Below are 22,845 nucleotides of genomic sequence, written 5' to 3'. Positions count from 1 at the left end.
AATTTGGTTGTTTTTAATCTTTTTTTCTTGCAAACCCTCTTTTTTTTATTAACTTTGATACAGCCGTGTCATTTTCAATGGCTGGGCTGCTCTCAATTTTCACGCTTGGTCGATACACAATTCAGTGTGAACAGTGACTTCTTTAATTAGAGAAAGAGGAGACAAGGGATGGCACGAGTCGCAAAGAAAAAGGCTAAGGCAAAACGGGTAGCAAAACCGGCCGCCAAAGCTTCCGTTGCCGCTTCACCAGTGGTAGTCAAAGCCCAGAAAGCAGTGGATGCCGCTGCAAAATCGCTGGATGCACAGCTGGACCGCGTTGGAAAAGCCCGTGCCCGGGTGCAAAAGTCCAACACTGCGGCGGCAAAAAAGTCGCTGACAGCCGCCAATGCAAAGTTGCGTGAGCAGCGCGCCAAGCTGGCTGAGGCCAAACTTGGGCTTGCAAAAGCCAATACCATGGATGCCGTGCGCCAGGCTGAAGAATCCGCGAAGAAGTCGGTTTCCGAGTTGGCCGAGAAGTTGTCGAACAAAGCTGATAAGGAGCTGAGTAAGGCGCTGAAAGCCTTTGAGGCCCGCTGGAAAAAGACCCGAGCCAAGGCGGATGCCAAAAAAGTAAAAGCGGCAGAGAAGAAAGCTACCGCCAAAGTGAAAGCTGCGGCGAAGAAAGCTGCTGCGAAAGCCAAGGCGATGGAGAAAAAGGCTGCTGCCAAAGCGAATGCAGAAGCCAAAAAGGCAGCCAAGAAAGCCAGTAAGAAAAAGGCGGTGAAGAAATCGGCCGGGCGTCCTAAAAAGGCCGCTGCGAAAAAGTCGACCGTGAAAAAGGCTGCCGCCAGAAAAGCGGCAACCAAAGCGGTAAAATCAGCACCCAAGAAGTCCGCACGTCGCGGTCGCCCACCGAAGGCTACTGCCAAAAAGGCCACAGGCCGGCGCGGTCGTCCGCCCAAGAAGGCATGATCAACGGCCACTGACCCGGAGTGCCCTTCGCGGGCGCACTCGCAAAAGCCCTGGAACCTGGTTCCGGGGCTTTTTTGGTTTGTAGTAGGTCCAGTTTGGCGGCCAGTTGCGTTTACGGCTGGCCGTGCCACAATTCGCCCCCGAATACCGGAGCACGGTCAGTCTGGAAGAGGTAGGGGTGGTACAAGTCCTGCAGCTCACCAGGGGGCTGAATCGCCTGATATCCACCGTAACTGCTTAGTAAAACACCGGAATGGGACCTGTCTGTTGAAAATCCTTGCTATCGATACTACTTCCGGCGCCTGCTCCGTTGCCCTCTACGATCACGGAGCGGTGCGTGAGGCTTTTGTCCGTGCAGAGCGCGATCACACCCGCCGACTATTGCCTATGGTGGAGCAGGTATTGGCCGAAGGGCAATGTAGCCTGTCCCAGATCGATACCATGGCGGTTAGTAAGGGGCCGGGTTCTTTTACCGGTCTGCGTATCGCGATCAGTTGCGTGCAGGGGTTGGCGTTTTCCGCAGACAAGCCGGTAGTACCCGTTTCCAGTCTTGCTGCTCTCGCCTGTGGTGCGGTGCGTGAGAACCCGCAGTGGGCAGCAGAGTCGGTACCCGTACTGGCAGCTCTGGATGCGCGTATGCAGGAGGTTTACTGGGGGCTCTACGACGCCTCAAGTCCGGGAAAGCCTCTCGTTGACGATCAGGTGTCCGCCCCGGATCAGGTCGTGTCCACCTTGCTGGCGGAGCAGTATATTGTCGAATCCGAGCCTTGCGCGCCGCTGCTGGGAGCCGGTCCCGGCTGGAAGTACACACCTTTGGCAGAGCTTAATCCACGGGCACTCGCGCTGGATGCTGCCATCCACGCCCAGGATATTGCGGTGCTGGCCGCTGATTTGTGGGGAACTGGGGTGCAGGTATCCGCAGAAGCGCTGGAGCCCGCTTACCTGCGCAATGAAATTACCTGGAAAAAGCGTGAACGTATTCGTCCGCTCAAATAACGTTTTAATGCAGTAGAAGAGTATGGAAACCTTTCAGATTGTCATCCTGGCGCTTATTCAGGGAATTACGGAATTTCTGCCAATTTCCAGTTCCGCACATTTGATTTTGCCTCATCAGGTACTGGGCTGGCCCGATCAGGGGCTGGCGTTTGATGTGGCCGTGCATTTCGGATCCTTGATCGCCGTACTGGTGTATTTTCGCAAAGACGTTTGGCAGTTGATTAGTGACGGCCTGGGGGGATTCAAGACTGGTCAGTTTTCCAGTGAAGGCCGCCTCGCGTGGCTTATAGTGCTCGCCACGATTCCCGCTGGTCTTGTAGGCCTGGCATTCAAGGGCTTCATTGAGGAGCATCTGCGCTCCTCGGCGGTGATCGCAGCCACGACCATTATCTTTGGTTTGTTGCTGTGGTGGGCGGATGCTCGCGGCGAGCGTCGTGATGATATTGAAAAACTGAACTGGAAAAAGGCCTTATTGATTGGTGCGGCCCAGGCTCTCGCACTGATCCCTGGCACATCCCGCTCTGGTATTACCATGACAGCGGGCCTGATGCTGGGAATGAAGCGGGAGGCCGCTGCACGTTTTTCTTTTCTGATGTCGATACCGGTGATTGCTCTGAGTGCGCTTCTATTGACCCTGGAGTTACTCGACACAAGCTCCGTACCCTGGGGAAGTATCTTCCTCGGGGTTGTTCTATCCGGTATCAGCGCCTATCTGTGCATCCATTTTTTCCTTCAGTTTATTAGCCGTATTGGCATGGCGCCCTTCGCAATCTACCGGCTGCTGCTGGGGGGAGCACTGATTTGGCTTATTCTATCCAGTTGACCCGGCGTAAGCCTTGTGACCAGCTGGTGCGGCCGGTACTGCAAAACCTTCAGGTGTAATCATGACGACCACAGTGGCATTTATCGGGCTCGGAGTAATGGGGTTTCCCATGGCGGGCTTTCTTTCCCGGGCAGGGTACAAAGTACAGGTTTATAACCGTACGGCGAGTCGCGCTCAGTTGTGGCTGGACTCCTACGAAGGTGAAGCGTTCACGACGCCGGCCAAGGCTGCGGAAGGGGCGGACTATGTATTTTGCTGTGTCGGAAACGATGACGATTTGCGGCAGGTAACTACGGGCGAAAACGGAGCATTTCATGGTATGGCGGCCGGGACCCTGTTTATTGACCACACGACGGCCTCCGCCAATGTCGCAAGAGAGCTCGCCGATGCAGCGTCCCGTTGCGGTATCGGATTTCTCGATGCGCCGGTTTCCGGCGGTCAGGCTGGTGCGGAAAATGGTGCACTCACGATCATGGTGGGTGGCGTGGATGCGGATTACCAGCGTGTCAGTCCCTTATTGAACTGCTATGCCCGCGCGGTGAACCTGCTCGGCCCCGTGGGCAGTGGACAGTTGTGCAAAATGGTCAATCAGATATGTATCGCAGGGCTGGTGCAGGGACTTTCGGAAGGGTTGCATTTCGCCAGGGCTGCAGGGCTGGACCCGGCACAGGTTGTCGAAGTGATTTCCAAAGGCGCGGCACAAAGCTGGCAAATGGAAAACCGCTACAAGACCATGCTGGCAGGTGAGTATGAGCATGGCTTTGCAGTGGACTGGATGCGCAAAGATCTGGGAATTGTTCTGGATGAGGCGCAAAAAAATGGCGCTCTATTGCCGGTCACCGCGCTGGTGGATCAGTTCTACAGTGAAGTGCAGGCCCTTGGTGGCGGCCGCTGGGATACTTCCAGCCTGTTCGCAAGATTGACTAACCTGCGCGATTTCGACTGATACACAGACCCGCAGATCATGTGTGCCAGTGCTGAGTGCCCTTAACGAGTCATTTTTGTGAAAGTTTTGTTACTTTCTGCATACGATGCCGACAGTCACAAGCGCTGGCGGCGCGGTCTGGTGTCGGCCATTCCACACTGGCAGTGGACCCAGTTGACACTGCCCCCCCGCTTTTTCAGCTGGCGTATACGTGGAAACAGCCTGAGCTGGGGAAGGGGAGAAGCGCGCGCGCTAATGGAGCAGCCATGGGACCTGCTTGTTGTCACTTCCATGGTGGATCTGGCATCTCTGCGGGGTCTGGTGCCCTGTCTGGCGCACGTGCCGACAGCGGTCTATTTTCACGAAAACCAGTTCAGCTATCCGCGCAGCGAAAACGCGGTGGCCTCGGTCGAACCGCAGATTCTTAACATCTATTCTGCGTTGTGCGCGGACTGCATACTGTTCAATTCGGAATTCAATCGCAGCAGCCTGCTGGACGGTGCCGCCGAGCTGCTGAATAAATTGCCGGATCAGGTGCCCGACGGTATTTGTGACGAAATCCAGAGTAAGTCCTGGGTGTTGCCGGTGCCACTGGAAAGCAGCACGTTCAGTATCGAGCGAATCCCTTCGACGAGGCCTACATTTATCTGGAACCACCGTTGGGAGTACGATAAAGGGCCGGATATTTTACTCGCCGCCCTGCGTAGGTTCGGGCGTGCGCAAATTCCATTTACCTGTCACGTGGTCGGACAGCAGTTTCGGCGACAGCCCGCGGAGTTCGCCCAAATCCGCAAGCTTCTGCAGAAACTCGGAGCTCTTGGTGCATGGGGCTATCAGGAGCAACTGCCCGAGTATCGGCGACTTCTCGGGCAAAGCCACGGGGTGATTTCCACCGCACGACATGATTTTCAAGGGTTGGCCGTGTTGGAGGCGGTGGCTGCTGGCTGCCAGCCTCTGGTGCCAGATAATCTGGCGTATCCGGAGTGGTTCGGTGGCGGAGGCTGGCGTTATTCCGATGATATTGAGTCCTGCGCGGCAAACCTCAGTGCCGCTATGCTGCGTTGTGCGAGGGGAGTGCGAGACTGCGTAACGGCGCATGTACCGGATGTCCAGCACCTGAGCTGGACGCACATGGCTGGTGAATATGAGGTGCGGCTGCGCAATTGTGCCGATGGCGCAAGAGGTGTGCGCGCCTGAGCGTACAACCGGCCGCAGGAAACAGGTATCATGCGGCCCTTAGTTCAGCAGATAGTCAATTTTAAGTACGGAATTTTAAGGACATATGAGCAAGCAGCGTGTATTGACCGGTATTACCACCACCGGTACTCCCCACCTGGGAAACTACGTGGGAGCGATTCGCCCGGCCATCGCCGCCAGTCAGGACGAGAACAATCAGTCTTTCTATTTCCTTGCGGACTATCACGCGCTGATCAAATGTCATGACCCGGAGCAGGTTCATCAGTCCACCCGGGAAATCGCCGCAACCTGGCTGGCGTTGGGGTTGAACACCGATAACGTTGTGTTCTATCGCCAGTCCGATATTGTCGAGATTCCCGAGCTGACCTGGTTGCTTACCTGCCAGACTGCCAAGGGCCTGATGAATCGAGCCCATGCCTATAAGGCGGCGGTGGATGCCAACCGGGATGATGGCCAGGATTCCGATTTCGGGATCACCATGGGCCTGTACAGCTACCCGGTGCTAATGGCCGCAGATATCCTGATGTTCAACGCCAACAAGGTTCCTGTGGGTAAAGACCAGATTCAGCATATCGAAATGGCCCGTGATATTGCGGCCCGTTTCAATCACCACTACGGAGAGCACTTCGCGTTACCCGAGGCGGTGGTGGACGATCATGTCGCGGTACTGCAAGGGCTCGACGGTCGTAAGATGAGCAAAAGCTACGGGAATACCATTCCGTTGTTCCTGGCGGAAAAACAGCTGAAAAAACACATCAACAAGATCAAAACCAACCTGCTTGAGCCAGGCGAACCCAAAGACCCGGATACCTCTACGGTATTTCAGATCTGGCAGGCATTCGCTACACCGGAGCAGACCGCCGACATGCGGCAGGCATTCGCCGATGGTATCGCTTGGGGGGAATCCAAAAAGCAGCTGTTCGAGTTGATCAACGGCCAGATTGGCGAGGCGCGCGAGCGCTACAACGAACTGCTCGCTAACCCCGCTCAGATCGAGGCTGAACTGGAAAAGGGGGCGGAGAAGGCGCGCGCCTATTCGGCACCATTCCTGGAAAAACTACGTGAAGCGGTCGGTATCCGCAAAATTAGTTGAGGCAGTTACTGGTCCTGCTTTGATTGGCTCGCAGTTTTCTTGACTGCGGGCCATCCTTCCCTCTGTCTCCCCCGTTGGCCGTCAGATTCATCGGTCTGGTCATGAAACAGATGCACCTGTGTCTCAAATGGCATATCGATGCCAGCCTCGTCGAGCGCTTCTTTCACCGCCTCTACGACCCGCGCGCGTACATGGGTAACATCTGTCTGTCGGCTGTTGGTCCACCAGCGTGCGCGGATGGTTACCCAGCTTGCGGCAAGATCCCACGGGAGTGCTTCTGGCGCCGGCTTCGTGGCGATACCCTCCACATTCCCGAGTGCTTTTTCGATAACCTCGCAGGCTTCAGTGATACTGTCACTGTAACCAATGCCAATTTCGTAATCACTTCGGCGTAAGGAGCGAGCAGTTTTCACGAGGATCGCATTAGTGTAGATGTCGCTATTGGGAATGAGAACCCGCTGGCCATCATAGGTATTTATGACTGTTGCACGGGTTTCAATGCGTTTCACTGTGCCTTCAAAATCGGAAACCTGGATTTGATCACCCACTTCAAAGGGTTGTCGGATCAGTATCAGCAGTCCCGCCAGCCAGTTCTGCAATATGTCTTTGAATGCGAAGCCGATGGCAACTGAGCCGACCCCCAGGCCGGCGATCAGGTCGCCGGGCTTCAGGCTGGGCATGACGATGGTTGCCGCGAGGAGCAGCCCGATCAGGGTGATTCCCCATTTCACCAGCCCCCCCAGTACATCGCCCAGATTGGAGCGGTCACGGCGTTTAAGATGGCGTCGAATCAGAAGTCTTACCAGCGCGCCGATAGCGTAGAAAATGATGAGAACGACCAGTGCCACGGCAAAGTTTGGCAAGAGCTTGATGGCACCATCTACCCAGCTATCAACCTGACCGATCGCCTCACTCAGGTCGGCATCAATTTCACTGGCTTTTTCCCGGGTATTTTCCTGCATATTGACCGCCTGGCGTTACCCGGGGTTTCGAATCCGGATGTTCAGAAAAAACTCCGCTCGCTCTCCGTTTTTTGCGGCGGCGTCCATCAGGTAAACCAGCACCCGATAGGTTCCGTCCCGCGGTAGGGTAACGGAGTACATCGAGTGTCGACCCTGGCCGCGGTGCAGCGCGCGCGGTGCCGCCGGCGCGGTGATACGGTAGCTGGCCTGGGCATGATCACTGCGCAGGTCCAGCTCCAGCGACTGGCCGGTTTTCGCCTCAATCAGATATTCGATGGTGTTACCTCCGCTCAGGGTGCCCTTGACTCCCGCAAACTCAAACGGACCGTTGCGTTGCTTATGCAGCTGGATTTTTTCGACAATCGGCTGGAGCGCTTCTGTCGCCTCTGTTTGTGGTGGGGTGTATTCGCCCGATGTGGAGGAGAGGGCGGATTGTGCCTGCAGGTGTGACGGCATGGACAACATGGACAGGAGTAACAGCCAGGTCGACACACGGTCCATGTGCAGAGAAGGCAGACGGTGAAAGAACCAGGAGATGGACTGCACGAAATGCCCCACTCGATAGATTTCTGAGCCATTCAGTGTAGTTTGCCCGGCGGAGAACTAGTCGTCGTAGGTATTCTTCGGTATTGGCGGTGGTGGACGAGGCTATGAAACCTAGGATTCGGAAAGTCGCTCGAAATTCCCATGTTTGAGGTAGTGGATGACCTGTGCGATGACCTTGGGGTTTTTCATCATAAATACATGGGTCACCGGCATCTCCAGATGGTCATCCATGCCGTCAACGCGAGTGCGGGCGACACTGACCTTACCATCGTCCTGGTCCGGCAGCATCGTGGACAGGATCGGGTTGATACTGCGGGTGCCAGCAATAATACCGAGTTCAAAATCAACTGCACCGAGCTTGTTTGGCACGCTCAATTTCCCTGTCCCCAGCTGCAATCCGGCGTCGCCAAAAATAAAGTGGAACCCCGGTACCTTTCCCAGGTTGTCCACTACTTCACTGCCCTGATTGGGTGGGCCCAGCATGACAACACGGCCCAGGTTTTTCACCTTCACCCTGCTCAGGTACTGGCGCACGAGAATGCCCCCCATGGAGTGGGTAACGAAATGCACGCGGGAGGATCGGGCTGAAAGGGTGTTTTCCGCTGCATCAGTACTCTGTGCCGGGTCAGTACTCTGCCCTTGACGGGTCAGGGAGGCGCAACGATCGAGCGCGGGGGCAATTGCCGGGCCTGCCAGTGCTTCGATCGGATGATCTGTCGAAGGGTAATCCACATTCACCGTGGCAAATCCCGCTGCGGAAATCGCCGTATCCAACTTTTTCATCGCGCTTTTGGACTTTGCCAGGCCGTGCAGCAAAATCACACAATCTTCTGCCTGTGCCGAGAGGGGCAGGAAAAGTGCCATGGTTGCGCTGAGCACCGAGGAAATCAGGATTTTCATCGTTATTGGTCACTGCGTTGTGTATTGGTTCATCGCTGGGTTAGGGGCGCAAGCCAACGACTGGATTACCGTCGATGGAGACCATCATATACCCCAGCGATCCGCGTGTGCACTTTACGGACCTTGCGCTTACCGGGGCGGCGGTTGTCGATGCGTAAACCGATTCATCCGTTCCTCCGCGGCAGTCGCCAAAACCCAACCCTGAAAGTGTAGTTCAGCGTCAGATGGAGGGTTGAATGATGCCGCTTGCGGTGAATGGGTCAAGCGGAGGTGCTGATTGCGGAAGCGCGTGGCCAGCTAGGCTATTGTCTGCACCACTAACCATTTTTTGTGGCCAGGTGGGCGACGCTATGGGCGAATGTTTCGGGGTCATCCGGAGTGATCACGATTGTTCTTGTTCTCAGTTTCAATACCACACTGCGGGCAGCATCTGTGGCATAGGCGCGATAGCGGCCCAGCGGTTTGTTCTGGAATAGCCCCAGATAGGCGAACAGGCCGCCATTGCCGAACAATCGAATAGAGCCATCCATTGCTGATGAATCGACAGTCACGGTTTCCAGTTGTGTCAATGACAGGCGGCTGCGCCACCCGAGGCGCAATACATAGAGCTGACTTCCTTCAACCTGATACCCGCGCACCGTGAAGAGGGCGCCGAGTACAAGAGTCGCCACCGGAATCCAGATGCCCAACTGGTAAACGGCCGGTGCTTCATCTGGCGTTTGCAATAGTAGCGCGAGAGTAATGCCCAGCAGAATAATGCTACATAGCAGGGTAAGCAATTTCAGCTGGCGGCTCCAGGGAGCAGCGTAAATCCGGCTTTTCATATTGTGGCAACAGTCCGTAGTCTGGCTGATTAGAGCGCGTATTATAAAGCTGACAGGGTAATCGCGTGCCCAATTGATAGCCTGTGCATCCAGTCGTTACCACGAGGCAAAATGCAACATCAACATGTAGGTACCAAGTACCGGGCGTGCCCTGAGAAGGGGAACCGGTGAATGAGTGTCGTGATTACTACAATGGCGTCAGGCGTAAAATGCGCTCCCGATGCGCCTGTTCGATTGCTATACTCCGCGCCCTTTGAGCAGGGGCATAAAACCAGCCAGCCCCACCGCCAACAAGTGTGCACTGGAGATTCAAATGAAAGAAACACTCTGCGATATCGGCTTTATCGGCGCCGGCGTCATGGGGAAGAACCTGATCCTCAACCTGGTGGATAACGGATACCGTGTGTGTGCTTTCGATCTTGATCACAGTCGCCTGGATGCGCTGCTTGAACAAGATGCCCGTGAACGCGGTGACAGTGCCCCGCGGGTAGAAGTGTGCAATTCCTATACAGAGCTGCTTTCCCGGGTAAAAGCACCGCATCTGGTTATTCTTTCTGTGCCGGCCGGTGCACCGGTAGACGACGTATGCAACAAACTGCTGGACGCCGGCTTACAGGCCGACGATATCGTGATTGACACGGGCAACAGCCTCTGGACTGACTCGGTACAGCGCTGCAAGCGCTACGAGGGCAAGCTGATATTCTTTACTACCGCGGTTTCCGGCGGTGAGGTGGGTGCACGATTCGGGCCGTCGCTCATGCCCAGTGGCGATCGTTACGCCTGGGCGCGCATCGAGCCGGTATGGCACGCCATCGCGGCCAAGGTAGACCCCAAATCCGGCCAGCCCATCGAGCGATTTGAGCCCGGTAACCCGGTAAAAGTAGGGGATCCCTGTGCAGCCTATATCGGACCGATTGGCTCCGGCCACTTTGTGAAGATGGTGCACAACGGCATCGAATACGCCGACATGCAGATGATCTGCGAAGTTTATGATGTCATGCGCAGTGCGCTTGAAATGACCCCCAGTGAAATTGCCGGTGTATTCCGTGAGTGGAACAAGGGAGTGCTGAACAGCTATCTGATCGATATCAGTGCGGAAGTACTGGACACCCGCGACTCGGAAACCGGCGAGCCCCTTGTCGATGTGATTCTCGATCGTGCGGGCCAGAAAGGTACCGGCCTCTGGACCGCGGTGGGCGCATTGCAGGTGGGTTGCCCGGCGCCCAGTATCGCCGAGGCGGTTTTTTCGCGCTCACTGTCCACGCGCAAGGTGTTGCGTGGTCGTGCGGCCAAGAAGCTGGTTGGGCCAGAGGTCGCACCGGTACCGGCGGATAAGCGTCAGGAGGTGATCGACCAGCTGCACGACGCACTCTACTGCGCAAAAATCTGTGTGTACGCGCAGGGTTTCGACCTGATGAAACTGGCTGCCCGCGAACAGGGCTGGGAACTGAACTTTGCCGAGATCGCGCGCATCTGGCGCGCCGGATGCATCATTCGCGCCGTCTTCCTGCAGTCCATCAGCGATGCCTACGAGCGCGACGTGAAGCTTTCCAATCTGTTACTGGATGATTTCTTTATTGAGCAGATTGCCAATCACCAGGGCAACTGGCGCCGCGCCGTCGCTGACGCCACCATCGGTGGTATTCCGGTCCCGGCATTGTCTTCTGCCCTCAGTTACTACGACGCCTTCCGTCGCGAATCCCTTCCGGCCAACCTGCTGCAGGCCCAGCGGGACTTCTTCGGCGCGCACACCTTTTCGCGGGTGGATAAGCCAGAGCAGGAGAAGTACCACGTACTCTGGGGCGAGTCGGGTCGGCCGATGAAGAAGGTCTAAAGACTCACCAGAAAAATGGCCGCACTAACTTTGAAAAGCTGCGGCCATTTTTTTTGAGTTTTTTGTGAGATTTTCGCGGACTAGTGCACGCGCCGCGGAAAGCTGCGAAATGCTTCATCAACTGCCCGATCCATCGATCGTTGCGGATTATTCAGTACCTCCCGGGTGATCGGAGCGACGGTACGGCCTTGCCATACCAGGTGTTTCTGGCGTGCATCAACAAGCTCTATGGTCAGTTGTCCCTCAGTAGCGGATTGACTTACGCGGGCGTGCGGGGCGTATGCTGGCATTTGACGAGTGGGATATGCGCGTACCTGCACGTTCACCAGCAGGTCGGGATTGGCGCTCGGCATCATGCCGCGGGCCATCAGTTGTTGGGATACTTCGTTTTGTGCCAATGACATCGCACGGCCGTTGCTGCCGGTAACCGGTGCAAAGCCGAAAGTCTGGTACTGGCTAAAAGCGGCTGCCGCTGCCTTGTCGGAGGGCGGAGTGGCACAACCCTGCAGGGTGGTGAATGCCACTGTTAGCGACCCGGTCAGGACGAGCGCCCGTAGCGCTGCGGTGGTGAAGGGTTTGTGGAAGGAATTCCTGTGTTTCATAAGCCAACCCCGAAACGTCGGTAGTGATTACCGACACCAGCATAGGGAAACTCTGACCAAGTCCGTAATGCCTCAGCGTGACCTGAAGGCAGTAGCTGTAAGGCGCAGCTCGCAGTGAATGGCTGGCCCTTTACAAGAGCTGCAACGCAGCAGATGCTGTCTTCAGGTCGCGCCCTGCGGGGCTTTCAGAGCGATTCACACTCTGCGTTGTGACTTCTTGAAAGGTCTAGACATTCCTGCGAAGCCACGCCTTGATTGTGAACTGCTCTGAAAGCCTGAGGCATCATGGACTTGGTCAGAGGTTCCCTTGATTCGGGCTGGCGTAAAAACATTGCTGGAACCAGTTGGTCATTTGGGGGCGATTTCGCTCCCGCCTCTACACAACTTCTTCCACTTCACTAACAAGCTGCTGCTCGCGATCCTCGCGGCTTGCGCGGGCGACGATCTCATCGACACTGGCGGTATCCGTATTGAGCCCGCCGAAGGCGCTGAGCAGGTCCTTCAGTAGGGCGGAGATTTCCAGGGTCATTACCGAGAATTCAATATCGAATCGCTGGGCCGCGTTGTCCGCATCCACGTTGTCAGCTTTCTCGGTAACCGCATCACTGAATTTCAGGCGCTTGATCGCTAACTGGTCGTCCACCATCAACTCAACGCCATCGCGCCAGATCAGGCCAAGCTTGTGCACCTGCATACCGGCCACCAGATGGTTGTGAATCTCTTCCGCGCACAGGTCCTGGTTCTTACAGCGGATGACACTGCCGGATTCCTGCGGGTCGCGCAGTTCGCACTCGTGGCCGAACTCGAAGTTGGCGGGTGCCTCCGGGGCGGTCAGCCAGTGGGTCATGGACTGCTGGGGGATATTTTTCGCGGTCAGCGGAATTACAGACAGGCTGCTGATAGCTTCGCGCAGGTTTTCCAGCAGCTCTTCGGCAGCCTTGGCGGAAGAGGCATTGACCACAATCCAGCCATCTTTCGGGTCGATATAGGCAAACTGCAGCCTGGAGCGTGCGAAGGCTTTGGGTCGCATTTCCAAGAGCACTTCGTCCTTGAGGTTTTGCCGTTCTTTGCGGCCAACACTGCGGGCTTCCTTTTCTGAAATGGCGAGGGCCATCTCTTCGACCTTCTCGTTTACCACTGCTGCGGGGATGACCTTTTCCTGCTTTTTCGCACATACCATCAGGTAGCCGTTGGCCGCATGCACCAGCTCGGTACCGTGCCGGCCCAGAGGGGGAACCCAGCCGTAGCGGGCCATATCCTGGCTGCCACAGGGGGTGAAGGCGTCCGGCTCGAGCATTTCATTCAGTTGCTCGGCGGACAGGGAAAATTCGCGGGTGAGACGGTATACGCGCAGGTTTTTAAACCACATACAACAGGCCAGGAGTCGATTGGAAAATTTGGCCGCGCATTATGCGATGTAAGCGGGCAGGGAGCCAGCCAAAGTCGGGACCGGCGGTTCCCTGCGGGCTTGGCGCAGCCGGAAAATATTGGTCAGAATTTCTACAGATCTACACTGCCTTGCTGACTTTGCGCATAGATGGTGTAGGGCAGTGCGACGGTGTCGGTGGCCGCTGAAAATACACTGTCGACCAGGTAAATACCTACCAGTGGGGCAAAGTAAATGGAGCTTCCATTGGAATTCAACTTGCACATATTGTAGGCAACACCGCTGTATACCCGGGGCACACTGACACACCCCGAGTTCTTCTGTTTCAGGTTGCGGGCTATCTCTGAGTCAGAGCTGGTCAGAGTGGTCACGGTGCCACAACCAGAAAGAAGCGCGAGGGACAGGGTACATAAAATGCGTTTCACGAGATTTCCTTTTATTTTGCTATCGGCAGTCGGACCACAGAAATCAGAAGATGTTCAGGATTTCGGATGGGTGGCGGAACAGGTGGCTGGGTGTGTGTTTCTCGAGCTCTTCTCTGGAGCCGTAGCCCCAGAGAACGCCGGCACCGGGGAGGCCGTTTTGTGCAGCAGCGGACAGGTCATAGCGCCGGTCGCCAATCATGAGGGAATTGTGCCCGATTCTGTTTTCTTTGAGCAGTGTCTCAAGCTGTTGCCCCTTGGTGATACCCACATCACCGCCACTGACAAACTCGAAATAGTGGCGTAACTCAAACTGTTCGAGAATTCGCGTGGCAAAATCGGCTCTTTTTGAGGTACATACACCCAGGCGAATGCCGTCTTGCATATTGAGTTGCTGTAGCATGTCAGCGATTCCGGGATAAAGCCTGTTCTCCGCATAGCCTGTTTCGCCGTAGCGCTCACGGTATTTATCGACCAGGGCCCGGACATGGGTGTTGTCGTCGGAGCCAGTGAGGTGCGCGAGGGTCACCTCCAGAGGTGGGCCAATATGCGGGGTAAGTTGAGTTGCGGGCCGCGGTGCGTAATCGAAGGCTTGCAGGGCGTAATTCATGGAATTCACGAAACCATCTGCGGGGTCACTCAGGGTCCCATCCAGGTCAAATAACAGCCATTCATATTTACTCATGTATTGCTCCTGAGTCTAATTTCAATTTCCAGCAGGTGCGGAGATTATGTGGCCAGCGGAGCAAGTTTTCCTCGGGTCAGCTCCAATAAGTCATTGGGGGCCAGCTCAATCTCCAATCCGCGGCGGCCGGCACTGACATAAATAGTGTCGTAGGACTTCGCTGTAGTGTGCAGGAACGTAGGTAGCGGTTTTTTCTGGCCAAGTGGGCTTACCCCACCAAGTACATAGCCTGAAGAGCGTGTCACCGCATTTTTGTCGGCCATCGCTGCTCTTTTTGCGCCCGCTGCCTTGGCGATCAACTTCATATTGAGTTGACCCTCCACCGGTAGCACGGCTACCGCCAGCGATTTTCCATCCAGGGATACCACCAGGGTCTTAAACACCCGTTGCGGTGCCAGCCCCAGCTTTTCCGCCGCTTCCAGTCCGTAGGATTCAGCCGCTGGATCATGGGAATACTCGTGAATCTGAAATGTCACGTTCGCTTTTTCGGCGGCTTTAATTGCGGGGGTCATGCTGGGTACCTATCCGGTTTTCCACATTCTCTCCCGATTACTTCCGCAATACAAAAAGGCCCGGCGTGCTGGCCGGGCCTTTTTGAAGCGGTTACGGTTTATTTCTGCGGAATTGCGGAAACCACTTTCACAAAGTAGTCCCAGAAGTTTGCCACGCTCTGAATATGTACCCGTTCTTCTGGCGAGTGCGCGCGGCGGATGGTGGGGCCAAAGGACACCATATCCCAATTGGGGTAAGGCTTGGCGAGCAGGCCACACTCAAGCCCAGCGTGGATTACTTTGACTTCCGGTTCCTTGCCTTCCATTTCTTTGTAGACATCTTTCATTAGCGCCAACAGCGGAGACTGCATATTGGGGGTCCAGCCTGGGTAGGCGTTGTCGAGGCTGGCCTCGGCACCGGCGAGTTGGAATGCGGCGGCGACGTTCAGGCCGTGTTCGTCCCGGGCACTGTCAGACAGGCTGCGTACTAGGCACTGGATTCTTACCTGATAATTGCCGCTTTCGCCGGTCTCGGTTACTACGCGAGCAAGGTTGTTCGAGGTGTCGGCGATGCCTTCCAGTGCGGTGCTCATGCGCTCCACCCCGTTGGGGCAGCAGCGGATGCAGTGAATCAATTTTTGCTGTGTTGCCAGGTCCATCACCACTGCGGGTATTTCAGCGGTTTCCAGTGCAATGTCCAGTTTGGGTTCATTATCGAACTCAGCTTTGATGGTTGCGCTTGACTGCTGCACGATATCCCTGAAGAGCTCAGCGTTACCTTCCGGTACGGTAACAACGCTGAAAGATTCCCGCGGGATGGCGTTGCGCAGGCTGCCACCGTCTAGGCTGGCGATGCGCAGTGCCGGAATCTGTTGTTGCGCCGTATCGATAATGCGGTTGGCAATCTTGTTGGCGTTGCCGCGACCTTTATCGATATCCAGGCCGGAGTGCCCGCCGCGCAGGCCGCGCACACTTAATTTGAAGGCCTGGTGACCTGTCTTGACCGGCTCGGCGACGTAGGGCAGGGAAATATTCACGTCGACGCCACCTGCGCAGCCCACATACAGCTCGCCTTCATCTTCGGTATCCAGGTTCAGCAGCAGTTCTGCCTCGAAGTGGCCCGGTTGCAAGTGTTTGGCGCCGGTCATACCCGCTTCTTCGTCAATGGTCAGCAGGGCTTCCAAGGGTGGGTGCGGAATATCGGTGGATTCCATCAGTGCGAGAATGGCCGCGACGCCGATGCCGTTATCGGCTCCCAGGGTAGTACCTTCTGCCGTGACCCATTCGCCGTCCATATAGGGTTTGATGGAGTCGGTCAAGAAGTCGTGCTGGGTATCGGCATTTTTCTGCGGCACCATGTCCACATGGCTCTGCATGGCCAGAGTTTTTCGATCTTCCATACCGGGGGTGGCCGGCTTTTTAATGATGATATTGCCGATCTGATCCAGTTTAACGTCAAGACCGCGGCTTTTCGCAAAGTCGACAATATAAGCCACCACCTTGTCTTCGTGTTTGGATGGACGTGGTATTTCACAAAGCTTTGCGAAGTGTTTCCACAGCGGCGTCGGTGTCAATTCTGCAATGGTCGACATGGTGTTTCCTTTTTAAACGTGAATCATCGGCTCCGGGGTGTGGAGCCGGTGACGGCCACAGGCTTTTGGTCAGTGGCTGGATGTTTAGTTACTCTGAGTCGGTGACCGAGTGTGTCCGTCAGACTACTGGGCGGCTAAAGTGGCAGCCGCACTTACGCGCTAGCAGATTCGTTTGCGACCAGCTCAAACGCGATGCGGCGCTTGTCGGTATCTACTGCCGCAATTTTTATCTCAACTCCCTGGTCGAGTTGAAAACGTTCCTTGCCGCGGGTGATGCGCAGACGTTTGCCGTCGAACTCAAACGGGTTCTTTTTACTATTGAATCGTACGAAGCCGTTGATGCCGTTGTCATCCAGACGTACGCCAATACCGGCGCCGTTTACCAGAGTGACTTTCCCAGTAAAGGTCTCCCCGATTTTATTTTCCAGAAATTGGCAGTAGAGCCATTGTTGAAGAGCGCGATCGGCCTGTCTGCCGGTAGTGACGCTTTGTTGCAGAGACTCACCGTCATCGCCAGTGAAAACGGGTAGAGGCTGTGCTTCTGCAGCGGCACGCAGCACCCGGTGATTGTGCATGTCATTGAATTTACGAATCGGGGAGGTGACTGTGGCATAGTGGGCGAGTCCCAGACCCAGATGCGCAGCCGCATTCCCGGAAAGCTCGCCGGGGCGGAGCATGCGCTTCAGCACCGCCAGTACGTTTTTCGATTCGTCATCGCCTCGGGATGCGAGCGTCTTGACCAGATTCAGGTAAATATCCAGTTGGTGCAGATCCTGGTCTGCAAATTCGGGCATGGCATCTTTCAAAAGTGCGCGGATTTCCGCCATGCGCTCGTCACGGAAGCCCAGGTGCACCGAGAAACACCCTCCGCCAAGTGCGGCGAGCTTTTCTCCGGCGCAAATATTGGCTGCGAGCATGGCTTCTTCCACCATGCGCTGTGCGGATGAACGCTCCTGTTTTTCAATACGCTCGATTTTGCGCTGTTCGTTGAGAATCAGCTCGTAGTCCGGGCGATCCTCCATTACCAGCGAGTGGCCGGCACGATATTGGGCGCGGGCCTTACTGAGAGCATCCAGTTCACTGAGTGGTGCATGGTGTGCCGTCGGCACAGCGCTGGCATCGCCGTCAATAAACCGCGCCACTTGCGCGTAGCTGAGTTTGTGCTGTGAGCGAATCGTGGCAAATTCGTAGTCAAATCCGTTCAAGGCGCCGTCGCTAGTGATGGTAATGTGCATCACCAGCGCTGGGCGTTGCTCCCCTTGCAGTAGTGAGAAACTGTTTTCGCAAAGGTTGGCAGGCAGCATGGGAATGGTTTCACCAGCGAGGTACACGCTGTTCGCCCGTGCGCGAGCTTCTTTATCCAGCGGGCTCTCGGCTTCAATCAGACTGGAAGGGTCGGCGACGGCAATATGCAGTTTCCAGCCATTTTCAGTTCTGGTCACGGCGATGGCATCATCCATATCGCGGGTGCTTTCCGCATCGATGGTGACAAACCCCAGGTCAGAGAGGTCTTTGCGCCCGGCGCATACACTCTCGAGTTGCGAGGGAATGGCTTCCGCCTGTTTCAGCGCAGCCTCGGAAAATTCATTGGGCAGGCGATGCTGCGCTACTACAAAGGCGTGCTCGATGCCCGCCATATCCGGTTTGCCGATGATGTTCTCGACCTTCGCCTGGGACTTGCCATCCTTGAACGGGTGGCGGGTAATGCTACAGGCAATAAACTCGCCCGGTTGGGCCTTGCCGCGCGCCTTGGGCGGCAGGAAGATCCAGCGGGATAGCCCGTGCTCACTGGGCTGAATAAAGTGACCCTGGCCTCGTTGGATATATTGACCTACCAGATATTTCAGGTCGGATGCGATCAGGCTGTCCAGCTCTGCCGACAATTTACCTTTATCCTCCTCCGTTAAACTGACTTTTACCCGGTCTCCGGGAAAAACGCGGTCCATTTCCGCAGGAGGTAAGAATGCCTCCCGCCCATCATCCAATACCACAAAGCCAAATTTTCCATTGGCGCCACGCACGCGGCCTTCGGCGAATTCCTTGGTGGAGCGGATATCGGTCTTCAGCTGGGAAAGCTGCTTGAGGGCGTCGGCATTGAGCATAACCAGATCTCTGTAACTCTGTCTGTAATGGGGGAAATCGGCGGAAGACCGCATCAGGGCGCGGATTCTACCAGACGAGGGTTTCCAGACCAGTTGCCGATGGCGCTTGCCGGCCAATTTACCCTATTGGCTCGACTAAAAAATGACCAGATGGCCTGCCTGATCACCTGCGAAATATTTATCCCAATTTGTTTCTTAGATTAGGATGTTCTTGGTCGTGTTTGATTGATTCATGCAAAGATCGCAATGATAATTTGCTGCTGCTGGCTATATTCTTAGTGGCTACAATAAATCGCGGTTGCGGGTTGTGTCGACAAAATCGGCCGCGCCTGGCGCCGTAGTAATTCCGACCTCTGGAGAGGAATGCACATGAGTATTTTTTCCCATCCTGCCTACGACAATCACGAAGAAGTTGCTTTTTACCACGACGCCAAAAGCGGCCTGAAAGCGATTATTGCCGTGCACAATACCAATCTGGGGCCCGCACTGGGTGGGTGTCGTATGTGGCCATACGCGGATGATGCAGAGGCGCTGAATGATGTGTTGCGCCTGTCGCGCGGTATGACCTACAAATCGGCCATGGCCGGTCTCAAGCTGGGTGGTGGCAAGTCGGTCATTATCGGCGACCCGCGCAAGCAGAAAACTCCTGAACTGTTGCGCGCCATGGGTGACTTTCTGAATACCCTGGGTGGGCGCTATATCACCGCCGAAGACAGTGGCACCAGCGTGGCCGATATGAAGATTATCGGCGAACGCAGCAAATATGTATCTGGTGTGATTGCCGGTCAGGAGCACGGTGGTGATCCTTCGCCTTCGACTGCATATGGCGTATTTGTTGGCCTCAAAGCCGCAGCTGCCCACCGATGGGGGCGCACCGATCTGAGTGGCATGAAGGTCTCTATCCAGGGGGTCGGTAATGTGGGCTTCCGCCTTGGCAAACTGTTGAAGGATGCGGGTGCCGAACTGTTTGTTACGGATATTTTCCAGGACAACATCGATCGCGCGGTAAGCGAATTGGGTGCCACAGCCGTTGGTGCCGATGAAATTTTCGATCTGGATGTCGATCTGTTTGCCCCCTGTGCACTTGGTGCCATTCTCAATGACAGCACTATTGATCGCCTCAAAGTAGGCGCCATTGCCGGTGCCGCGAATAACCAGTTGGCGGAAGAGCGCCACGCTCAGGTACTTAAAGAGCGCGGCATCCTTTATGCCCCGGATTATGTGATCAATGCCGGTGGCATTATCGATGTTTATTACCAGCAGCTGGGTCAGGAGCAGGGTGAGTACAATGCCGCTCAGGTGAAGGCGCATATTGAAAGTATCGCCACCACCATGGAAGAGGTTTTCCAGCGTGCTGACGAAACCGGCGATACCACTGCACAGGTCGCAGACCGCGTTGCCGAAGAGCGGTTCGGCCACAAAGATGCGCTGAATGGCACAGATTCCGCCGCCGCCTGATTTCTCTTTCCTTTTTTCGCCCCGGTACATTTGGCACTGGGGCTGCAGTTTTCCTCTGGCGACATGTCGTCTCTCTGTGAGGTATTCTTCGGGCGCTACGGCGCCCGCTTTTTTGCCTACACTGTTACTCGCGTACCATACGTGATATTCCCGTCACACCTTACCGTTCACGACTTGAATGGCGTTCCCAGAAAATCAGGCTAATTGACAATGGACATGCGATTTTCCCGGCTGTTTTTACCCCTGTGTGCTTCTTGTTTGATTTTTGCTCTGGTCGGGTGCGATCGGCACCAGGGCGATGCAAGTGGCGACGAAAACGTGCACAAGGCGCTCACGGTGGATAAGCAGGCTGCGGCCAGCAGCAAAGCGGCCGCCAGTGGAAATGCCGCTTTTGTGAAAGCCCCCGATATAGAACTCTCGTACCACAAAGAAGTACTGAAAAATGGATTGACGGTGATCGTGCATGAGGATGATAAAGCGCCGGTCGTCGCCATCAATATCTGGTACAAGGTCGGGTCGAAAGATGAACCCCCTGGGAAAACCGGGTTTGCCCATCTGTTTGAACACCTCATGTTCAACGGTTCCGAAAACTTTCCGGGCGAATATTTCGAGCCGTTTCAACGTTCCGGCGCTACGGACATGAACGGTACCACCAATAACGATCGCACCAACTATTTTGAAACTGTCCCGGTGGGTGCCCTGGATATGGCTCTGTGGATGGAGTCGGACCGCATGGGTCACTTCAAAGGCGCCATTAGCCAGGAGAAACTGGATGAACAACGTGGCGTGGTAAAAAATGAAAAGCGCCAGGGTGAAAATGCGCCTTATGGCACCGCGTTTGATGAAATCGCCCGCGCAACCTTCCCCTCAGACCACCCATATTCCTGGACCACAATAGGATCGATGCAGGACCTGGACAATGCCAGCCTGGAAGATGTTAAGCAGTGGTTTTCCGATTACTACCAGCCGGCCAACGCCATTCTGGTCATTGCCGGGGATATCACTGTCGCGGAAGCCATGGAAAAGGCGCGTAAATATTTCGGTAATATTCCCAGTACCTCTGTGCCACCGAAATTGGAAAACTGGGAGTTGCCCACGCAGGTCGAGAAACGCAAGGCGATTACCGATCAGGTCCCTCAGACCCGCATTTACAAAGTCTGGAACGTGCCAGCCATCGGTAGCGAAGAAGAAAATGCACTGGACCTGATGACGTCGCTGCTCGCAAACCGAAAAAACTCATGGCTTTACCGCCGTCTGGTGCGCGATGAACAGGTTGCTACCAGTGTCAGTGCGTTCTATTACGGCCGCCAGCTTGCTGGTCAACTGATCATTATGGTGGATGTAAAGCCCGGTCAGTCTGTTGAAAAAGTGGAAACGCTGCTTGATCACGAACTGGAGGCGTTCGTGAGCACGGGAATTAGTGCCGATGAGTTGCGCCGGATCAAACAGAGTGAATTTGCCAGTCTGGTAAAGGGACTGGAGAAAATTGGTGGTTTTGGAGGGAAGACGGATATTCTCGCGCGCTCTGAGTTCTACTATGGCGATCCGGGAGCACTGATTAGTGGCCTGGATGACTATGCAAAAGTCTCGGTGGCGGATGTTCAGGGTGTCGCGCAGGAGTGGCTCACCTCCGAGCAGTTCACTCTGGTCATATCCCCTCAGGAGGAATACACGACAACCGGCCAGGACGTTGACCGCAGCACCTTGCCGTCGATCGACAAGACTGTTGATCTTGAACTTCCGGAACAGCAGGAATTTACACTGGAAAATGGCTTGAAGGTTGTGCTGGCTGAGCGGCACGATACCCCCGCTGTGTTTATGAGTCTGCAATATCGCAGTGGCGCATCCGCAGATGGTGAAACCCCCGGGTTGGCTTCCATGGTGGCGCGAATGTTGAGTGAGGGTGCCGGTGAGTATGACAGCCTGTCCTTCAGCTCGCGTCAGGAAGAGCTGGGGGCGAGTATTGGCGCCAGCAGCGGGCTCGATTACAACACACTGAGTTTCAGTGCGCTGAAATCTCAGCTGAAGCCATCGTTGGAGCTGTTTCGCGATGTGATCTCAAGTCCACTGTTTCCGGAAGATGATCTAAAGCGGGTCAAATCTAACTGGTTGGACTCCATTCGCCAGGAAGAGGCGCAGCCCCAAGGGCTGGCGATGCGTAAACTGCCGCCCCTGCTGTATGGTGAAAATCACCCCTATGGCGCGCCACTTACTGGCTCTGGTACGCCCGAGGCCATCGAATCAATTACCCGTAAGGATTTGGTGAAGTTCCATCAGACCTGGTTGCGCCCGGATAACGCCCAGCTGGTTGTTGTTGGGGATGTAACCAAGCCGGAAATTGAAAAGCTGCTGAATGAAACCCTCGGCAACTGGACCGCGCCGGCAGAAGCGTTGCCCTCTCTGGAGATCCCGCTGGTCGAGCGCCCGCCCAAGGCGCGAGTGTATTTGCTGGATCGTCCCGGTGCTCAACAGAGCTATATTATGGCGGGGCTGATCATGCCTCCGTGGAACCCGCAGGGAGCGGAAGCGTTTGATGCTATGGCGTCGGCGATCGCGGGTAAATTTACATCACGCATTAATATGAATCTGCGGGAAGATAAGCACTGGTCCTATGGCGCCCGGGCTGTTTCCATGGATGCAGAAGCGCAGCGTCCATATATCGTGGTCGCCCCGGTCCAAACAGACAAGACCGCGGCGGCGATGAAAGAGCTGGTCAAGGAATATCGGGATTACCTCGGTAAGCGCCCGATCAAGGACAGTGAACTGAACGATTACAAAGATGATGAGGTACTGAAACAGAGCGCCCGCTTTCAGACAAAAGGTCAGTTACTATCCAGTATTGCCTGGCAGGTGGAGAAGGGGTTACCCGCAGATTACATTGCTGATTACCCTGAGCGTGTGGCGGCACTGAGCAAAGAACAGGTGGAGAAAGCGGCGAGAGAATACCTGGCTCCGGACCAGTTTACCTGGCTGGTGGTTGGCGATCTGAAAAAAATTCAGGAGTCGATTGAGGCATTGAACCTGGGGCCGGTTGAGGTGCTCCCAACCGATTAAA

General features: G+C 55.5%; 20 protein-coding genes. 9 read left to right on the top strand and 11 right to left on the bottom strand.

Translation table 11 applies throughout. From position 1 onward, the window contains the following. Positions 1 to 168: 168 nt before the first annotated feature. From AAFH99_RS12425 to AAFH99_RS12400, 6 genes are all read left to right on the top strand, one after another. Positions 169 to 951 carry a hypothetical protein gene (locus AAFH99_RS12425; protein WP_406827893.1) on the top strand — a complete coding sequence of 261 codons (783 nt, stop codon included), beginning with the start codon at positions 169 to 171 and terminating at the stop codon, positions 949 to 951. Positions 952 to 1,218: 267 nt separating this feature from the next. Beyond that, positions 1,219 to 1,947 carry a tRNA (adenosine(37)-N6)-threonylcarbamoyltransferase complex dimerization subunit type 1 TsaB gene (tsaB, locus tag AAFH99_RS12420; protein ID WP_406827892.1) on the top strand — a complete coding sequence of 243 codons (729 nt, stop codon included), beginning with the start codon at positions 1,219 to 1,221 and terminating at the stop codon, positions 1,945 to 1,947. Positions 1,948 to 1,969: 22 nt separating this feature from the next. Then, on the top strand, positions 1,970 to 2,770 hold the full coding sequence (locus AAFH99_RS12415) for an undecaprenyl-diphosphate phosphatase (RefSeq protein WP_043315812.1): 801 nt from the start codon (positions 1,970 to 1,972) through the stop codon (positions 2,768 to 2,770). A 61-nt stretch (positions 2,771 to 2,831) separates the two neighbouring features. Beyond that, positions 2,832 to 3,716, top strand: coding sequence for an NAD(P)-dependent oxidoreductase (locus AAFH99_RS12410; RefSeq protein WP_406827891.1), 885 nt, complete (start codon positions 2,832 to 2,834; stop codon positions 3,714 to 3,716). Positions 3,717 to 3,773: 57 nt separating this feature from the next. Further along, positions 3,774 to 4,892 (top strand): DUF3524 domain-containing protein, encoded by a 1,119-nt coding sequence (locus AAFH99_RS12405; RefSeq protein ID WP_406827890.1) that lies wholly within the window; start codon positions 3,774 to 3,776, stop codon positions 4,890 to 4,892. Positions 4,893 to 4,977: 85 nt separating this feature from the next. After that, positions 4,978 to 5,985 (top strand): tryptophan--tRNA ligase, encoded by a 1,008-nt coding sequence (locus AAFH99_RS12400; RefSeq protein ID WP_043315820.1) that lies wholly within the window; start codon positions 4,978 to 4,980, stop codon positions 5,983 to 5,985. 5 nt (positions 5,986 to 5,990) lie between these two features. Here AAFH99_RS12400 and AAFH99_RS12395 read toward each other — a convergent pair whose 3' ends face one another. The 4 genes from AAFH99_RS12395 to AAFH99_RS12380 form a co-directional block, all read right to left on the bottom strand. Beyond that, positions 5,991 to 6,947, bottom strand: coding sequence for a mechanosensitive ion channel family protein (locus AAFH99_RS12395; protein WP_406827889.1), 957 nt, complete (start codon positions 6,945 to 6,947; stop codon positions 5,991 to 5,993). Positions 6,948 to 6,962: 15 nt separating this feature from the next. Beyond that, a complete protein-coding gene (locus tag AAFH99_RS12390) occupies positions 6,963 to 7,493 on the bottom strand; it encodes a hypothetical protein (RefSeq protein WP_156035066.1) in 531 nt (176 codons plus the stop codon). Between the two features lie 111 nt (positions 7,494 to 7,604). Continuing rightward, entirely contained in the window at positions 7,605 to 8,393 is a 789-nt protein-coding gene (locus AAFH99_RS12385; RefSeq protein ID WP_231491399.1) for a triacylglycerol lipase, read from the bottom strand. A gap of 317 nt (positions 8,394 to 8,710) precedes the next feature. Further along, positions 8,711 to 9,217, bottom strand: coding sequence for a PH domain-containing protein (locus AAFH99_RS12380; protein ID WP_406827888.1), 507 nt, complete (start codon positions 9,215 to 9,217; stop codon positions 8,711 to 8,713). Positions 9,218 to 9,530: 313 nt separating this feature from the next. Here AAFH99_RS12380 and gndA point away from each other — a divergent pair, with 313 nt between their 5' ends. Next, a complete protein-coding gene (gene gndA, locus AAFH99_RS12375; RefSeq protein WP_043317828.1) occupies positions 9,531 to 11,051 on the top strand; it encodes an NADP-dependent phosphogluconate dehydrogenase in 1,521 nt (506 codons plus the stop codon). Between the two features lie 80 nt (positions 11,052 to 11,131). Here gndA and AAFH99_RS12370 read toward each other — a convergent pair whose 3' ends face one another. From AAFH99_RS12370 to AAFH99_RS12340, 7 genes are all read right to left on the bottom strand, one after another. Next, positions 11,132 to 11,653 (bottom strand): DUF4136 domain-containing protein, encoded by a 522-nt coding sequence (locus AAFH99_RS12370; protein WP_406827887.1) that lies wholly within the window; start codon positions 11,651 to 11,653, stop codon positions 11,132 to 11,134. A 376-nt stretch (positions 11,654 to 12,029) separates the two neighbouring features. Next, positions 12,030 to 13,022, bottom strand: a complete 993-nt coding sequence (gene rdgC, locus AAFH99_RS12365; RefSeq protein ID WP_406827886.1) for a recombination-associated protein RdgC — start codon at positions 13,020 to 13,022, stop codon at positions 12,030 to 12,032. 131 nt (positions 13,023 to 13,153) lie between these two features. Beyond that, positions 13,154 to 13,465 carry a YceK/YidQ family lipoprotein gene (locus AAFH99_RS12360; protein WP_043315832.1) on the bottom strand — a complete coding sequence of 104 codons (312 nt, stop codon included), beginning with the start codon at positions 13,463 to 13,465 and terminating at the stop codon, positions 13,154 to 13,156. Positions 13,466 to 13,508: 43 nt separating this feature from the next. Continuing rightward, positions 13,509 to 14,147: an HAD hydrolase-like protein gene (locus AAFH99_RS12355; RefSeq protein ID WP_043315834.1), complete on the bottom strand. Its 639-nt coding sequence runs from the start codon at positions 14,145 to 14,147 to the stop codon at positions 13,509 to 13,511. A gap of 44 nt (positions 14,148 to 14,191) precedes the next feature. Beyond that, positions 14,192 to 14,659: a Cys-tRNA(Pro) deacylase gene (gene ybaK / locus AAFH99_RS12350; RefSeq protein ID WP_043315836.1), complete on the bottom strand. Its 468-nt coding sequence runs from the start codon at positions 14,657 to 14,659 to the stop codon at positions 14,192 to 14,194. A 98-nt stretch (positions 14,660 to 14,757) separates the two neighbouring features. Beyond that, on the bottom strand, positions 14,758 to 16,230 hold the full coding sequence (locus AAFH99_RS12345) for an aminoacyl-histidine dipeptidase (protein WP_406827885.1): 1,473 nt from the start codon (positions 16,228 to 16,230) through the stop codon (positions 14,758 to 14,760). A 152-nt stretch (positions 16,231 to 16,382) separates the two neighbouring features. Next, positions 16,383 to 18,332, bottom strand: coding sequence for a VacB/RNase II family 3'-5' exoribonuclease (locus AAFH99_RS12340; protein ID WP_043315840.1), 1,950 nt, complete (start codon positions 18,330 to 18,332; stop codon positions 16,383 to 16,385). 369 nt (positions 18,333 to 18,701) lie between these two features. Here AAFH99_RS12340 and AAFH99_RS12335 point away from each other — a divergent pair, with 369 nt between their 5' ends. Together AAFH99_RS12335 and AAFH99_RS12330 are read left to right on the top strand one after the other, a co-directional pair. After that, the gene (locus AAFH99_RS12335) at positions 18,702 to 19,790 is read left to right on the top strand and encodes a Glu/Leu/Phe/Val dehydrogenase dimerization domain-containing protein (protein WP_043315842.1); all 1,089 of its coding nucleotides are present in this window, start codon (positions 18,702 to 18,704) and stop codon (positions 19,788 to 19,790) included. Positions 19,791 to 20,048: 258 nt separating this feature from the next. Next, positions 20,049 to 22,844 carry a pitrilysin family protein gene (locus AAFH99_RS12330; RefSeq protein ID WP_231491400.1) on the top strand — a complete coding sequence of 932 codons (2,796 nt, stop codon included), beginning with the start codon at positions 20,049 to 20,051 and terminating at the stop codon, positions 22,842 to 22,844. Position 22,845: the final 1 nt, after the last annotated feature.

It is taken from the genome of Microbulbifer sp. ARAS458-1 (assembly GCF_045348205.1).
In the GTDB taxonomy this organism is placed as follows: Bacteria; Pseudomonadota; Gammaproteobacteria; order Pseudomonadales; family Cellvibrionaceae; genus Microbulbifer.
Note: the sequence above shows the minus strand (reverse complement) of the source record. Positions and strands in the feature narration are given on the sequence as shown.